This window comes from Edwardsiella sp. EA181011, assembly GCF_000800725.1.
In the GTDB taxonomy this organism is placed as follows: domain Bacteria; phylum Pseudomonadota; class Gammaproteobacteria; order Enterobacterales; family Enterobacteriaceae; genus Edwardsiella; species Edwardsiella anguillarum.
Genome location: NZ_CP011364.1, coordinates 1,749,869 through 1,765,444, shown reverse-complemented (window position 1 = coordinate 1,765,444; position 15,576 = coordinate 1,749,869). Strand labels below are relative to the sequence as shown.

The 15,576-nt window shown below is 64.4% G+C and carries 13 protein-coding genes and 1 pseudogene; 4 read left to right on the top strand and 10 right to left on the bottom strand.

Going from position 1 to position 15,576, the window contains the following annotated elements:
• Positions 1–63: 63 nt before the first annotated feature.
• On the bottom strand, positions 64–990 hold the full coding sequence (gene pbpG / locus QY76_RS07840; RefSeq protein WP_045424106.1) for a D-alanyl-D-alanine endopeptidase: 927 nt from the start codon (positions 988–990) through the stop codon (positions 64–66).
• Between the two features lie 403 nt (positions 991–1,393).
• Between pbpG and QY76_RS07835 the strand changes: the two genes are divergently transcribed.
• Both QY76_RS07835 and QY76_RS07830 read left to right on the top strand, forming a co-directional pair.
• On the top strand, positions 1,394–2,293 hold the full coding sequence (locus QY76_RS07835) for an EamA family transporter (RefSeq protein WP_034164249.1): 900 nt from the start codon (positions 1,394–1,396) through the stop codon (positions 2,291–2,293).
• Positions 2,294–2,656: 363 nt separating this feature from the next.
• Entirely contained in the window at positions 2,657–3,631 is a 975-nt protein-coding gene (locus tag QY76_RS07830) for an arsenic resistance protein (protein WP_045424102.1), read from the top strand.
• 12 nt (positions 3,632–3,643) lie between these two features.
• On the opposite strand, the gene dusC is transcribed toward QY76_RS07830, so the two are convergent.
• From dusC to bioB, 7 genes are all read right to left on the bottom strand, one after another.
• Positions 3,644–4,600 (bottom strand): tRNA dihydrouridine(16) synthase DusC, encoded by a 957-nt coding sequence (dusC, locus tag QY76_RS07825; RefSeq protein WP_049648780.1) that lies wholly within the window; start codon positions 4,598–4,600, stop codon positions 3,644–3,646.
• Between the two features lie 83 nt (positions 4,601–4,683).
• Positions 4,684–4,962: a VF530 family DNA-binding protein gene (locus QY76_RS07820; protein ID WP_034164246.1), complete on the bottom strand. Its 279-nt coding sequence runs from the start codon at positions 4,960–4,962 to the stop codon at positions 4,684–4,686.
• A 75-nt stretch (positions 4,963–5,037) separates the two neighbouring features.
• Entirely contained in the window at positions 5,038–7,056 is a 2,019-nt protein-coding gene (gene uvrB, locus QY76_RS07815; RefSeq protein ID WP_045424094.1) for an excinuclease ABC subunit UvrB, read from the bottom strand.
• A gap of 567 nt (positions 7,057–7,623) precedes the next feature.
• Positions 7,624–8,313 carry a dethiobiotin synthase gene (gene bioD / locus QY76_RS07810; protein ID WP_045424091.1) on the bottom strand — a complete coding sequence of 230 codons (690 nt, stop codon included), beginning with the start codon at positions 8,311–8,313 and terminating at the stop codon, positions 7,624–7,626.
• Positions 8,306–9,073: a malonyl-ACP O-methyltransferase BioC gene (gene bioC, locus QY76_RS07805; RefSeq protein WP_045424089.1), complete on the bottom strand. Its 768-nt coding sequence runs from the start codon at positions 9,071–9,073 to the stop codon at positions 8,306–8,308. Before bioC ends, bioD begins: the two co-directional genes overlap by 8 nt.
• Entirely contained in the window at positions 9,057–10,208 is a 1,152-nt protein-coding gene (gene bioF, locus QY76_RS07800) for an 8-amino-7-oxononanoate synthase (protein ID WP_034164242.1), read from the bottom strand. The genes bioC and bioF overlap by 17 nt, the downstream gene beginning before the upstream one ends.
• 2 nt (positions 10,209–10,210) lie before the next feature.
• On the bottom strand, positions 10,211–11,275 hold the full coding sequence (gene bioB, locus QY76_RS07795; RefSeq protein ID WP_045428229.1) for a biotin synthase BioB: 1,065 nt from the start codon (positions 11,273–11,275) through the stop codon (positions 10,211–10,213).
• 183 nt (positions 11,276–11,458) lie between these two features.
• Between bioB and bioA the strand changes: the two genes are divergently transcribed.
• Together bioA and QY76_RS07785 are read left to right on the top strand one after the other, a co-directional pair.
• Positions 11,459–12,748, top strand: a complete 1,290-nt coding sequence (gene bioA, locus QY76_RS07790) for an adenosylmethionine--8-amino-7-oxononanoate transaminase (RefSeq protein ID WP_045428230.1) — start codon at positions 11,459–11,461, stop codon at positions 12,746–12,748.
• An 82-nt stretch (positions 12,749–12,830) separates the two neighbouring features.
• Positions 12,831–13,106 (top strand): annotated as a pseudogene (locus tag QY76_RS07785) (gamma-glutamyltransferase); the annotation flags it as partial.
• Between the two features lie 132 nt (positions 13,107–13,238).
• Here QY76_RS07785 and QY76_RS07780 read toward each other — a convergent pair.
• Positions 13,239–14,087 (bottom strand): aldose 1-epimerase, encoded by an 849-nt coding sequence (locus tag QY76_RS07780; RefSeq protein WP_034164239.1) that lies wholly within the window; start codon positions 14,085–14,087, stop codon positions 13,239–13,241.
• Positions 14,087–15,526: a sugar porter family MFS transporter gene (locus tag QY76_RS07775; RefSeq protein WP_034164238.1), complete on the bottom strand. Its 1,440-nt coding sequence runs from the start codon at positions 15,524–15,526 to the stop codon at positions 14,087–14,089. The genes QY76_RS07780 and QY76_RS07775 overlap by 1 nt, the downstream gene beginning before the upstream one ends.
• Between the last annotated feature and the right edge of the window lie 50 nt (positions 15,527–15,576).

The following is a 15,576-nucleotide window of genomic DNA, read 5'->3' as shown; positions in this document are numbered from 1 at the left end:
GTGCGCCGACCGGCGCACGCAGAGCGCATTCCACCCGCCGCCCGCTTAACGGGGCGGTCCCCATCAGTTTTCGGCCAGACGCTGGCCCAGGTTTTTCTGCTGCTTATAGCTCAGCGCCGCGGCCGGAACCGGGGCGGACTTCCCCGTCAGCATCCATTCGCGCAGCCGATTGGCATCGGCGAAGTGGGTATACTTGCCAAAGGCATCCAATACCACCAGCGCCATCGGACGACCGCCGATCACCGTCCGCATCGCCAGGCAGTGTCCCGCCTGGTTGGTAAAGCCGGTCTTAGTCATCTGGATATCCCACTTGTCGTTGCGCAGCAGGTGGTTGGTGTTGTTAAAGGTTTCCGTATAGGTCGGATGAGCAAAGGTGACGCTCTTGGTCTCCGTGGTGCTCAGCTCGCCGATCAGCGGATAGCCCTTCGCCGCCTGCAGCAGTTTGACCAGATCGCGGACGCTCGACACGTTGTCCGGCGACAGTCCGGTGGGCTCCACGTAATGCGTACGAGTCATCCCCAGCGCCCGGGCCTTGGCGTTCATCGCCCGGATAAACGCATCGTAGCCGCCGGGATAGTGATGCGCCAGCGTCGCGGCGGCGCGGTTCTCCGACGACATCAGCGCCAGCAGCAGCATCTGACGCCGGGTCAGCTCGCTGCCCACCCGAACCCGGGAGAACACGCCCTTCAGCTCTTTGGTACGGTGAATGTCGACCGCGATAATCTCATTCAGATTGGGGTGCGCATCCAGCGTCACCATCGCCGTCATCAGCTTGGTTATCGAGGCGATCGGCACCTGCACATCGGGATGGCTGGCGTAGATCACCTGATGATTATTCATATCCACCACCATCGCACTGCCCGACGCCAGCGCCAGCGGCGCGCGCGGCGCGGCGGCGATCGGCTCGCGGGCCTGAGCGACCGGCAGCGCGCTGAGACTGCCGCCCAGAATCAACAGACTTAACAGGGAATAACGGAGTTTAACAGCCATGTTTCTTCATTAATCTCACAAGGAATGGACCCGGTATACGCCGGGAAGCCCGCCGCACTGATGACCGACAGCGGTCCACGGGCAGGAGTACGGAGCCAAACGTCATACCCATCATGCGTTTACGCCCCTCAGCACCCTCCGTCCGCTCAGACGGCGCCGCGTGGCGGAGCGTGCGGCACACAGCCTAATCGCTCGCTTGAAAGGCGGCAAAAATAAAAATGTTTCCGTATGTGAATCGCCGCGCGGCGATGCCGGCGCGAAATATCACCGCGCGACGGCGCGAAAAAACACACGAAAGGATGCCATTGACTATAGTTGTTTTATCAGAGGGATACCCGGAAAAAATGCCCGGCGCAGCCCGCGCGGCGGCGGCGGGATAATAACCTAACGCGGAGAGTGGACTATGGGGCTAAAAGATACCCTGCTGGCGCTGTTGGTGGTGGCGATCTGGGGCGTGGGATTCGTGGTGATGCAGGCGGGGCTGCAGCATTTGTCGCCGCTGCTGCTGGGCGGCCTACGCTGCCTGCTGCTGGCGCTGCCGGCGGTATTTCTGCTACCGCGTCCGGCGCTGCCCGTCCATACGCTGATCCTGTATGGACTGCTGATCGGCTTCGGTCAGTTCGCCTTCCTCTTTTTTGCCCTGCAGGGCGGCCTCAGCGCGGGCGTGGCGGCGATGCTGCTACAGCTACAGCTGCTGTTCACCCTGCTGCTCGGCGCCCTGCTGTTCGGCGAGCGCATCCGCACCAGCCAAATTATCGCCCTGCTGTTTGTCCTCACCGGTCTGGCGCTGCTGCTGCATCCGGGCCTGACGGGACTGCCGCTGTCGCGCGGGGTCATCCTGCTCGCACTGGGAGCGGCCCTCTGCCTGGCGCTGGGCAATCTGATTCAGCGCCTGCGCATCCGCGACAGCATTCAGGGCTCTCTGCCGGCGCTGATCGCCTGGGCGGCGCTGGCGCCCATTATTCCCTTCTTCCTCGCCGCCTGGCTGTTTAACGGCGCGCAGGCGACCCTGACCGCCCTGCGCACGCTGGACTTCAGCGCGCTGCTGGCGCTGATCTACCTGGCCTATATCGCCACCCATCTGGCCTACGCCATCTGGGGGCGACTGCTGCTGCGCAACCGGGCAACGCACCTGATGCCCTTTACCCTGCTGATCCCGCTGGTGGCGCTGGCAGCCGATCTGCTCACCTACGGCGATCGCCTCAGCCCTGTCCAGCTCTATAGTCTGCTGCTGATCCTGCTGGGACTGGCGCTGGCGGTGCTGGGCAACCGCCTGGTGGATTTCCGCCTGGTGCGCCATTAACGCGGGCACCTCTCCCCTACCGCGGTGCGCCGGGAAACCCGCGCACCGCATCGATTAGCGGGGACTTCCGAGCGCAAAAATGGCCGGCGCCAGACGCCAGACGCCAGACGCCAGACGCCAGACGCCATGAGCCATACCTGGTGCCAGCCTATTTATCTATTCTGCACAGTGTAAATATCCAGGGCAGGTGGGTAACGGTACTCACGCTGGACTGATTGAAACGCCGACCATCCCCCGTTGGCCGCTCCCCATATCGTCCTCGCCCCCTTTATCCCTACGGTTCCCGGTATGTTTTGCCCCGCGTTTTCCCGTTATGATGCCTGCCCTGACGCTTTAACGACGAAACACGACATCATGAACGCAATGCGCGACTGGCTGGAGCAGCGCCAGATTACCCTCTATTTTTCTGTCATCCTGCTGGCCGCGCTGCTGGCCTATAGCGTTCCCGCCGCCGGCGAACGGCTCAGCGCCGCCATGACCCCCGCGCTGGCGCTGATGCTGTATGCCACCTTCCTGCAGATGCCCCTCGCGGAGCTACGGCGCGCCCTGCACCACCCGCGCTTTCTGCTGCCGCTGTTCCTGACCCAGTTTCTGTTGATTCCGGCGCTGGTCGCCCTGCTGCTCCCCTTTCTGCCGCACGATCCCCTGCTGCGGCTCGGCGTACTGCTGGTGCTGCTCTCGCCCTGCATCGACTATGTGGTGACATTCGCCCAGCTCGGGCGCGCCGATGCGCGCCTGCTGCTCGCCGCGACGCCGCTGCTGCTGCTGGCGCAAGCGCTGCTGCTCCCGCTCTATCTGCGTCTGTTTCTCGGCGAGCAGGCGGCAGACGTGATCCGTCCGACGCCGTTCATTGAGGCGTTTATCGGATTAATCGTGCTGCCGCTGGGCTTGGCGGCGCTGACCCAGCGGGTATGCCGCCGCGGCCGCGGCGGGCAGGCCATTGCCGGAGGACTCTCGCTGCTGCCGGTGCCCGCCACCGCCCTGGTCCTGGGGATCGTCGTCGCCGCGACCCTGCCGCCGCTCCGCGACACCATCTCGCGGGTCTGGCCGGTGATACCGCTCTACCTGATATTCGCGGTCGTCGCACCGCTGATAGGCTGGGCGGTGGCGCGGCTGTGCCGCCTTGAGGCGCCGGCCGGGCGCGCGCTCGCCTTCAGCGCGGCCACCCGTAACTCGCTGGTGGTGCTGCCGCTGGCGCTCGCCGTCCCCGGTGCGACCCCGCTGCTGCCGGCCGTGATAGTGGCCCAGACGATCGTCGAACTGGCGAGCGAGCTGATGTATATTCGGCTGATACCGCGCCTGGGGGCGCGGGACAAAGAGGCGGGCAGGGCGAGCTGAGGCCCCACCCCGCTATCGGGCGGGATCCAGCGTGCCGATGGCCGCCGCGATCGCGCGGCTATCCATCAGCGGGCGAACCTGACGGAACAGGACGTCGGCCTGGGGGTACTCCTTACGCAGGTAGCTCAGCCACTGCTTGATGCGCGCCACGTGATACAGCCCGGTATCCCCTTGCTTCTCCAGCCGGGCGTAGCGCCGCAGCAGCGAGACCACCTGCGGCCACGGCATCTTCGGCGCGTTCTCTTTGATAACCCGGCTCAGGTTGGGGATATTCAGCGCGCCGCGCCCGATCATCAGCGCATCGCACCCGGTCTGCGCCAGACAGGCCTGGGCGCTGGCGTAGTCCCAGATCTCGCCGTTGGCGATCACCGGGATCCGCAGGCGGCGGCGGATCTCGCCGATCGCCGCCCAGTTGATCCGATCGGCGCGGTAGCCATCCTCTTTGGTGCGACCGTGCACCACCAGCTCCGTCGCCCCGCCCTGCTGCACCGCATCGGCGATCTCAAAACGCTGGCTGTCGCACGCCCAGCCCAGGCGCACCTTCACCGTCAGCGGCAGGTGCGCCGGTATCGCCTGACGCATCGCCTGCACCCCGGCGTAAATCAGCGCCGGAGCTTTTAACAGCGTGGCGCCGCCGCCGCTGCCGTTGACCGCCTTCGATGGGCAGCCGCAGTTGAAGTCCACCCCCGGCGAACCCAGCGTCACCGCGCGCAGGGCGTTCTCCGCCAGCCAGTGCGGCGACTGTCCCAGCAGCTGAATGCGCACCGGCGTGCCGCTCAGGGTCTGACTACGGCGGTGCAGCTCCGGACACAGGCGGTAGAACACCCTTTCCGGCAGCAGCCTGTCCACCACCCGCACAAACTCGGTGATGCACAGATCGTAGTCGTTCACCTCGCTGAGCAGCTCGCGCACCAGGGCATCCAACACCCCTTCCATCGGCGCCAGCAGCACCCGTTTCACGTTCGGCATCGCGTTATCCTCAGACTCTCCCCGCACGTCGTGCGTGACCGGCGCAGAGAGTACTGGGTTCCCCGCCCGTCCGCAACGGGGATTCACTCGCCGTCGCCGCGCCGCCGCCAGCCGTCCCAGGGGGTATCCGCGGGGGGCGCCTCTGACGCTGACGACAGGGAGTCCAGATACAGCGCCTCGACCTTGGCGCGGGCCCAGGGTGTCCGGCGCAGAAACTTCAGGCTGGATTTAATGCTGGGATCGCTCAGAAAGCAGTTGATGGCGATGCGACGGCCGAGCTCCGGCCAGCCGTAGCGCGCGACCAGCGCCGTCAGCAGGGCTTCCAGGGTTACCCCGTGCAGGGGATCGCGTGATGGGTTCATAGTGTTTCCGCTTGGCATAAAAGGGGGGCTTACCCTAACGGCACACGGGCCGCCGGGCAAGCAAAAGCTGCGCCTCTAGGGCGCATTCTTAAACTGCTCGCGCAGGATGTGGATCTCGTCGCGCAGGGCGGCGGCCTGCTCAAACTCCAGGTTCTGGGCATGCTGGTACATCTGGCTCTCCAGACGCTGGATCTGCTGCTCGATCTGCTTCGCCGACAGATCGCGGTAGTCCGGGCGGGGCTCTGCCGCACGCTGTCCGCGCGCGCCTTTGGCCCGGCTGCGCGCCGGGGCGTCGCCCAGCTGCAGGATATCCGTGACCTTCTTGTTCAGCGCCTGCGGCGTGATGCCGTGCGCCAGGTTAAAGGCCTGCTGGCGCTCGCGGCGACGCTCCGTCTCCCCGATCGCCCGCGCCATCGACGGGGTGATTTTGTCGGCATAGAGGATCGCCTTGCCGTTCAGGTTACGCGCCGCCCGGCCAATGGTCTGAATCAGCGAGCGCTCCGAGCGCAGGAAGCCCTCCTTGTCCGCGTCCAAAATCGCCACCAGCGACACCTCCGGCATATCCAGCCCCTCGCGCAGCAGGTTGATCCCTACCAGCGCGTCAAACTCGCCCAGGCGCAGATCGCGGATGATCTCCATCCGCTCGACGGTGTCGATATCGGAGTGCAGGTAGCGCACCCGCACGCCGTGCTCCTCCAGATACTCGGTCAAATCTTCGGCCATGCGCTTGGTCAGGGTGGTCACCAGTACCCGCTCGCCGATGGCGGCGCGCAGATTGATCTCCGACAGCAGGTCGTCCACCTGGGTCGCCACCGGGCGCACCTCGATCAGCGGATCGAGCAGCCCCGTCGGGCGCACCACCTGGTCGATCACCTCGCCGCCCGACTTCTCCAGCTCGTAGCTGCCCGGGGTCGCCGACACATAGATGGTCTGCGGCGCCAGCGCCTTGAACTCCTCAAAGCGCAGCGGACGGTTATCCAGCGCCGACGGCAGGCGGAAGCCATACTCCACCAGCGTCTCTTTACGCGCCCGGTCGCCGCGGTACATCCCGCCGATCTGCGGGATGGTGACATGGGACTCATCGATCACCAGCAGGCCGTCCGCCGGCAGGTAGTCAAACAGGGTCGGCGGCGGCTCTCCGGGCCCACGCCCGGAGAGGTAGCGGGAGTAGTTCTCGATTCCCGAGCAGTAGCCCAGCTCGTTCATCATCTCCAGATCGAACTGGGTACGCTGGGCCAGACGCTGCTCTTCCAGCAGCTTGTTATTGGCCAGCAGCGACTGGCGGCGCGTCGCCAGCTCGGCGCGGATCTCCTCCATCGCCTGCAGGATGCGTTCGCGCGGAGTCACATAGTGGGTCTTCGGGTAGACGGTAAAGCGCGGCACCGTGCGCAGCAGCTGTCCGGTGAGGGGATCGAACAGCGACAGGCGTTCCACCTCGTCATCAAACAGCTCCACCCGCAGCGCCTCGTCGTCGGCCTCCGCCGGGAAGATGTCGATCACCTCGCCGCGCACCCGAAAGCTCCCGCGCGCAAACGCCTGATCGTTACGGGCATACTGCAGCTCGGAGAGGCGGCGCAGAATGCTGCGCTGATCGATCAGCATCCCCTGAGTCAGGTGCAGCATCATTTTCAGGTACAGATCGGGATCGCCCAGGCCGTAAATCGCGGAAACCGAGGCGACCACCACCACGTCGCGCCGCTCCAGCAGCGCCTTAGTGGCCGACAGCCGCATCTGTTCAATGTGCTCGTTGACCGACGCGTCCTTTTCGATAAAGGTATCCGAGCTGGGCACATAGGCTTCCGGCTGGTAGTAGTCGTAGTAGGAGACAAAGTACTCCACCGCATTCTCCGGGAAGAACTGCTTCATCTCGCCGTACAGCTGGGCGGCCAGCGTCTTGTTGGGCGCCATCACCATGGTCGGCCGGTTGAGATCGGCGATCACGTTGGCGATGGTAAACGTCTTGCCCGAGCCGGTCACCCCCAGCAGGGTCTGATGCGCCAGCCCATCCCCGAGCCCCTCCTCCAGACGGCGGATAGCCTCTGGCTGATCGCCGGAGGGCTGAAAGGCGGAATGCAGTTTGAAGGCTTTGCTCATGACTCACTACCCCATTACGCGGCGGCGATGCGCCGGCAGAAGAAAACCGCACCGCGCGGCGCCGGATTATTGTGTGAACCGGCTATATTACTGGATATTTACCCAGCTTAAAATACCCGCACACGGGCGACGCCCGCCACGTTCACATCCATTTCACAATTTTCACTGCAGAGTGACATTTATCCCCATTTCATCCCCCGCCGGGTCATCCTGTCAACGATGCGCTTGTCAAGGGGGGCTCCCCGCGGCACGGCAAAATCTAGACACGCCTTGATTTTAATTAATTCATTGATAATTAAATAAATTAACATAAGGACGATAATCCGAGCGGGTTAAGGGAAAACCGCGCTGGCTCTGGCTTCCCCCCAGTTTTCTAAACCTAATGCACAAGGTTATCCACAGGAATAGTGGATAAGTTGCCGCACCCCGCTCGGCAGCGGCACCGCCGCTGGGGCAAAATTTTTTTCCCGCGCCGTCGCGGCCACATTATTAAACTATTTTTCAAATCTTAATTTAAAAAACAATCTGTAATTATGATAATTGGATGGGATAAATCCGCCGACGCCGTCACGGGAGGAGGCAGGCCAGATCCAGATAGGCCGCCCGGGCGCGGCTCTCCTCGCCGGGGCGAAAGGGGATCTCGCCCAGACAGGGTGCCGGCAGCAGCGCATGGAGCGCCGTCAGGTATTCCGCGTGGCGCGCTCCCGGCGGCTGTACCTGATTAGCCACCCAGCCCGCCAGCCTCACACCGGCGCCGGCGATGGCGCGCGCGCTCAGCAGGGCATGGTTAATGCAGCCCAGCTTAACCCCCACCACCAGGATCACCGGCAGCCGCTCCGCGGCCACCCAGCGATCGAAGCTATACGCCAGGCTCAGGGGGGTGAGCCAGCCGCCGGCCCCCTCCACCACCACCCACTGCGCCTGACGCTGCAGGTCGTGCAGCCCGGCGCTGAGGCGTCGCGGATCGATGGGGATCCCCTGCTCGGCGCTGACAATGTGCGGCGAGGTCGGCTCGGCGAAGGCATAAGGATTCACCTGCTCATAGCGCAGGGGCAGGCTGGAGGCTGCCTGCAGCGCCAGCGCATCGCCGTTATACAGTCGTCCCTCGCACGGCGTACTGCCGGAAGCCACCGGTTTATAGCCCGCGCAGCGCAGCCCGCGGCGCGCCGCCGCCTGCAGCAGCGCGGCGCTGACCACGGTTTTTCCCACGTCGGTATCGGTGCCGGTCACAAACCAGCTCTGTACATCGCTATTCACGGCTCAGCTCTCCGATGACCAATTGATAACTCAGCGTCACGCCCTGCGCGTCGCGCGGATAGGCCTGCGCCAGACGGGCCAGGCGCTGTCGCCCGCTCAGCCCCGCCTGCCGTCCGTCGTGAAGATGGGTCGCGCCAATCCCCTTCAGAGAGCGCATCAGCGCCAGGACATCGGGAAAATGACAGCGCTCCAGGCTCGGCGTCAGACGGCAGCGATAGGGCGCACAGGCGGCGGCGATCTGCGCGGCGGAGAGGAAGCGGTTCACGTGCCGACGCCCGTCGACCTGCCGCCAGGCGCGATCCAGCTCGCCCAGCGATCCATCGGCCAGGGTGGCGAACAGCACCCGCCCGCCGGGGCGGGTCACCCGCATCAGCTCGGCCAGCGCCTGCGGCAGCGAGGCGCACCACTGGATAGCCAGGTTGCAGAAGCAGAGATCCATCGACGCCGCCGCCAGCGGCAGGCGCTCCATATCCGCCAGCAGGTAGTGCTGCGCACTCTGCCGGCGCCGCGCCTGCGCCAGCATCCCCGGCGCCAGATCCAACGCCGTCACCCGATACGCCAGCGCCGTCAGGCGACGGCTGAAATAGCCGGTGCCGCAGCCCACGTCCAAGGCATCCCGCCCGCCGTCGACGGGCAGGCGCGCCAGCAGCCGCTCGCCGCTCAGGCGCTGAAACGCGGCCGCATCGTCATAGCTGGGTGCGGCGCGGCTAAAGGCATCGGCCACGGCGGGCTTATTGACGGCGTCACGGAGCAACATCATGCAGCGCCTCCAGTAGCCGGTCGAGATCTTGCGGCTGATGCGCCGCGCTCAGAGTAATGCGCAGGCGCGCGCTGCCCGGCGGCACGGTGGGCGGACGCATGGCGCAGACCCACAGGCCGCGCTGGCGCAGGCGCTGCGCCAGCGTCAGCGCCGCCTGATTATCCCCAACGATCAGCGGCTGAATGGCGCTGTCGGACGCCGCCAGGCGCAGCTCGCCGCCCGCCAGCGCCCGGCGCAGCCGCGCCACATGCTGCGCCAGCCGCGCCCGCGGCGCATCGGCGGCGCGCACCACCTGCAGCGCGGCCTGCAGCGCGCAGGCCTGCGCCGGCGGCATGCTGGTGCTGTAGATCAGATGGCGGGCAAACTGCAGTAGGTATTCCGCCGTCGCCTCGTCGCACAGCAGCGCCGCACCGCCGATGCCAAAGGCCTTGCCAAAGGTGACGAGCAGCAGATCGGGGCGCACCCCCTGTGCATCGCAGCTGCCGCGCCCCTCACGCCCGCAGACCCCGATGCCGTGGGCGTCGTCGACCATCAGCCAGGCGCCGTGGCGATCGCACTGCGCCCGCAGTGCGCTCAGCGGCGCGCTGTCGCCGTCCATGCTGAAGACCCCCTCGGTCACCACCAGCGTCTCCCCCTCGCAGGGGGCCGCCAGCAGGGCCGCCAGCGCGTCGGGCTGATTATGCGGAAAGCGGCGCAGCGACGACGGCGCCAGCATCGCCGCCTCCATCAGCGAGGCGTGGCTCAGCCGATCCGCCAGCACCCGATCCTGACGCTGCATCAGCGCCAGGATCAGCGCCTGATTGGCGGCGAAGCCGGAGATAAACAGCAGCGCGCGCGGGTAGCCGAGCCACTCCGCCAGCGCATGCTCCAGCGCCGCGTGGGCCGTGGTTTGCCCGGTCACGTGCGCCGAGCCGCCGGAGCCGCTGCCGTAGCGCGCCAGCCCCTGCTGCCAGGCGGCGATCGGCGCCGGATGCTGGCTGAGCCCCAGGTAATCATTGGATGAAAAATTAATATAGCGCCGTCCCTCAACGACGATCTCTCGCCCGCCGGGCGCCTCGCGCACCGTTCGGCGACGATAGGCATCGGCGGCGCGGCGCGCCGCCAGCGCCTGACTAAACCGCTCAGACCAGCCCATCGTCAGCGCGCCGCGTTATAAAAAAGGTCGCCATCCGCGTACAGCACCTGCTCCGCCAGCTGCTGCTGCTGCTGGTTATCGCCATAGGCCACCTGCGTTTGCCGGGGATTCAACCCCAGCTTGCGGAACAGCTGCAGATCGCAATCCTCTGCGGGGTTCGGCGTCGTCAGCAGGCGGCAGCCGTAAAAGAGGGAGTTGGCCCCGGCCATAAAGCACATCGCCTGGGTCTGCTCGCTCATCTGCTCGCGCCCGGCGGAGAGGCGGACATAGGCCGTGGGCATCATGATGCGCGCCGCCGCGATGGTACGGATAAAGTCGAAGGGATCGACGTCCGGGTTTTCCGCCAGCGGCGTGCCCGCCACCTTCACCAGCATGTTGATCGGCACGCTTTCCGGCGGCGTCGGCAGATTAGCCAGCTCCACCAGCAGGGCCGCCCGATCGCGTACCGCCTCCCCCAGCCCGACAATCCCGCCGGAGCAGACCTTGATCCCCGCCTCACGCACCCGCGCCAGGGTATCCAGGCGATCCTGATAGCGACGGGTGGTGATGATATTGGCGTAATACTCCGGTGAGGTGTCCAGATTGTGGTTGTAGTAGTCCAGCCCCGCCTGCGCCAGACGCTGGGCCTGATCGGCGTTCAGCGCCCCCAGGGTCATGCAGGTCTCCATGCCCAGCGCCTTGACCCCGCGCACCATCTGCTCCAGGTAGGGCATGTCGCGTTCGTGGGGATTTTTCCACGCCGCTCCCATGCAGAAACGGGTGGAGCCGGCGTCGCGCGCCCGGCGCGCGGAGTCCAGCACCTGCTCCACCTCCATCAGCCGCTCCGCCGCTAGCCCCGTTTTATAGCGGGCGCTCTGCGGACAGTATTTACAGTCCTCTGGGCAGGCGCCGGTCTTAATCGACAGCAGGGTGCTCACCTGCACCTGACGCGGATCGAAGTGTTGGCGGTGAACCTGCTGCGCCTGAAACATCAGCTCCAGCAGCGGTTGCTCAAACAGCGCCTGCGCCTGCGCCTGCGTCCAGCGCCCGGAATGCGGTATCTCTGCCACGGTGGCCTCTCCCTTCATCAAATCGGTAAAAGTGGGCTCAGTGTAGAACGGAGAAACACCATGTCAACCAAGTTATATTGTTAATGGTTTACAATACAGGTTCAATAAACCGCGCTAGATCGGCATAGAGCATGACGCGGCGGCGTTAAGGCGCTACACTGTCAACTCTAAAAACACATCAGGGTTTACCTAACGAGCGCCATGAACGCCAGCGACCTCGACTTTGACCGCCGCCATATCTGGCACCCCTATACTTCGATGAGCCAGCCTCTGCCGGTGTACCCGGTAACGGCGGCGTCCGGCTGCGAGCTACAGCTGGCAGATGGCCGGCGTCTGGTGGACGGCATGTCCTCCTGGTGGGCCGCCATTCATGGCTATAACCATCCCCATCTGAATCAGGCCATCACGCGTCAGCTGGCGCAGATGGCCCACGTCATGTTCGGCGGCGTCACCCATCCCGCGGCGATCGCCCTGTGCCAAAAGCTGGTGGCGATGACCCCCCAGGCGCTGGAGTGCGTATTTCTGGCCGATTCCGGCTCCGTTGCCGTCGAGGTGGCGCTGAAGATGGCGCTGCAGTACTGGCAGGCGCGCGGCGAACCGCGCCAGCGCTTCCTCACCCTGCGTCAGGGCTACCACGGCGATACCTTTGGCGCCATGTCGGTATGCGATCCGGATACCTCCATGCACAGCCTGTACCGCGGCTGCCTGCCGCAGCATCTGTTTGCCCCGGCGCCGCAGTGCGCCTTTGACGACGACTGGGATGAGGCTGACTTTGTCCCCTTCGCCCGCCTGCTGGCGGCCCATCACCGCGAGATTGCCGCCGTGATCCTAGAGCCCATCGTACAGGGCGCCGGCGGCATGCGTTTCTATCATCCACGCTATCTGCAGCGGGTGCGGCAGGCCTGCAGCCGCCACGGCGTGCTGCTGATCGCCGATGAGATCGCCACCGGCTTTGGCCGCAGCGGGGCGCTGTTTGCCTGCGACCACGCCGAGGTGACCCCGGATATTCTGTGCCTGGGCAAGGCGCTGACCGGCGGCTACATGACGCTCTCCGCCGCCCTGACCACCCGCAGCGTGGCCGACACCATCAGCAACGGCGAAGCGGGCTGCTTTATGCACGGCCCGACTTTTATGGGCAACCCGCTGGCCTGCGCCGCGGCGGTGGCCAGCCTGGAGCTTATCGAGCAGGGGCACTGGCGCGGTCAGGTCGCCGCCATCGAGTCTCAGCTGCGTACGGAGCTACTGCCGCTCAATGCGCACCCCCGCGTACGCCAGGCGCGAGTGCTCGGCGCCATCGGGGTGCTGGAGACCCATCAGCCGGTCAATATGGCCGCCCTGCAGGCCTTCTTTGTCGAGCAGGGGGTGTGGATCCGTCCCTTCAGCCACCTGATCTACCTGATGCCGCCCTACCCGATCGCGGCGGCGCAGCTCTCACGGCTAACGGAGACAATTCGTGCGGCGCTGACGCGCGATGCCCATTTTTTAACCTAAATTTATTGCACCCGCATCCTCCCTGGACAATGTTAACCCACCTGAGCGGACAGAGCGCCCGGCGGCGGGCACCCCAGCCCCCCTGTACACGGAGACTGTGACGATGACCCAATTGGGTGCGGTGGTCAGTGAACAGCGGTTGGCCTCCGCGGTGGGGTTACAGATTCTGCAAGCCGGGGGCAACGCCGTTGATGCCGCCGTCGCGATGGGGTATGCGCTGGCCGTGGTCAATCCCTGCTGTGGCAATATTGGCGGCGGCCGCTTTATGACGCTCCATCTGTCCGATGGCAAAAACACCTTGATTAACTTTCGCGAACGGGCCCCCGCCGCGGCCCGCGCCGACATGTATCTCGGTGCTCTGTCGGGTTAAGACGACATGCCCGCTGAAAATCTGGACTGACTGTTTTTTATCGACTGGCCGCCTAACGAACCAGCAATACCAGCGCTGCCTACTGCGCTACCATTAATGCGACAGAGCCCTTACGCGGGATTAACGCGATTCTGCTGCCGACGTGACCATTATCGTCATCGCAAAGCGGGCCGATTCCCCCTTTTGCAGCATCAGCAAACCCGGCTGGCCCGGCTGACGGTGGGCGTTAACCGGGTGAGTCTGTGGCTCAAGGCACAGGAACGGTTGACCCGATATTCTGAACAGCATCAGCCACGGAGTTTGTGCGAAAAGCATGATACACATCACATCATCCAGCAGGCGGGCCTGACCGCTCCAGCCGGAATAGCAGACGTTAAGCCATTCATCGCAACCCGCCTGTGGCTGGCTGAAATCGGCCGCAGGCGGCAGTACCGGCTGCCATTCGCGCGGAAGATGTGTATCCCCTTCCGGCCAGTAGCCGCTGGCGCTGAACTGCGCCCGGGTGCCCGGCGAAAACGGAAACCACGGATGAAAACCCAGCCCATAGAGCATTGGGCGTTCCCCCCGGTGCGTGAGGTGCAGTTCGGCCTGCAACGCGTTTTCAGTCAGCGTATAGCGAAGCCGAGCCTGGTAATCAAAGCCACAGTCGTGCCGGCTTTCAAGCCGCAGCTCACAGCCACCTGCGCTCTGGGCCGCCACCTGCCAACGTTTTAACCAACCATCACCATGCAGGAAAAACTGTGCGTCAGCCGGGCTTTGCGGCAAGGTCACCTCCCGCCCCTGTAGCCAGAAACGGTTCCCAGCCACCCGGTTTGCCAACGGCAGCATGGGGAACAGCGCGCCCGGTTCGGCGGCCTCGTACAATACCGGGCGCTGGAAGGTACGGGAGAACAGGCTCAGTACCCTGCCCCCCTGTGGATCAACGCGCATCTGCAGATATGCGTTTTCCAGTGTAATGACCTCGCTCATCAGCGTAGCGATTCCCGGTTCACGCCAGAGGTTGGTGTCTGATGCGGCTGTGCCAGGCGGGCCTCCAGCGCCTCCAGGGTGACGCCTTTGGTCTCAGGCACATGACGTAGGATGTACAGATACCCCATCGCGCAGATTACGCCGTACAGCAGGAAGCTCCCGGCCGCCCCAAGACTCGCATTCAGCAGCGGGAAACTGTAGGTCAGCAGGAAACAGGCAACCCACAGCGCCAGCGTACCGAGCGACATCGCCAGGCCACGCACCCGAGTCGGGAAAATCTCTGACAGCAGCACCCAGGTTACCGGCGCCAGCGTCAGGGCGTAAATGGCGATCGCCGCCAGTACAAGAACCAGCACCGGCCAACCCATCACGCCCATCGCGTATGCGCCCGCTATCAGCACATAAATAAGGGTAAGACCGGACGCCCCCAGCAGCATCAGCTTACGGCGGCCGATTTTATCCACCAGCGGCAGCGCGGCAATGGTAAAGACCAGATTGATGATCCCGGTTGCCACAATCGATTTAAGCGTGCCGTTAATGTCGAACCCGGCAGAGGCGAAAATCTCCTGCGCATAGTTGAAAATAACGTTGATCCCGCACCACTGCTGGAACACCGCCAGCACCATACCGATGATGACTATCGGCTTAATCTGCGGCTGTAGCAGCGTGGAATACGCGACCCTGTGATTATCCTGCTGCAGCGTCTGTCCTATCTCCTGCAACGTCTGCGCGGCATAGGCTTTTGAGCCAATACGTTCCAGCATGGCTCTGGCACGCTCTGGTTTCCCGGCCTTCATCAGCCAGCGCGGTGATTCCGGAACAAAAAACATCAACACCAGGAACGCCAGCGCCGGAACCAGCTCAGCACCGAACATCCAGCGCCAACCCACCTGGCCGTTCCAGGTTTCCACCAGCACCTGCTGTGTTGCGCCACCCGGCACCGGGTCGGCAATCATCAGGTTAACCAGCTGCGCCGCCAGCACACCGATCACGATGGTTAACTGGTTAACGGCGACAAAACGTCCCCGTTTTTCCGCCGGGCTGACTTCCGCGATGTACAACGGGCTAAGGGCCGAGGCCAGACCGATCCCGACGCCACCGACGATGCGGTAGATAATGAACATGTCGAAATTGCTAGCAAGAGCGGTGCCAAGCGCCGAGGCACTGAACAAAATGGCAGAGAAAATAAGCGGCAGGCGGCGCCCCAGTTTATCCGCGCACCAGCCGGAAATCAGCGCGCCAAACACGCATCCGCCAAGCGCCGAGCTCATCGCCCAACCTGACTGCGCCGGGTCGGTAATCGAAAACCAGGCCTCATAAAACGGTTTTGCCCCACCAATCACGACCCAGTCGTAACCAAACAGTAATCCACCGCAGGCGGCGACCAGACAAATCGTCCAGATGTAGCCCATATTGAGTTGTGTCTGCGCATTGTTCATGAGTGTTCCTCTTATTTTATAGGGAAACGCAGGTACAGAGGAGGGTGGGC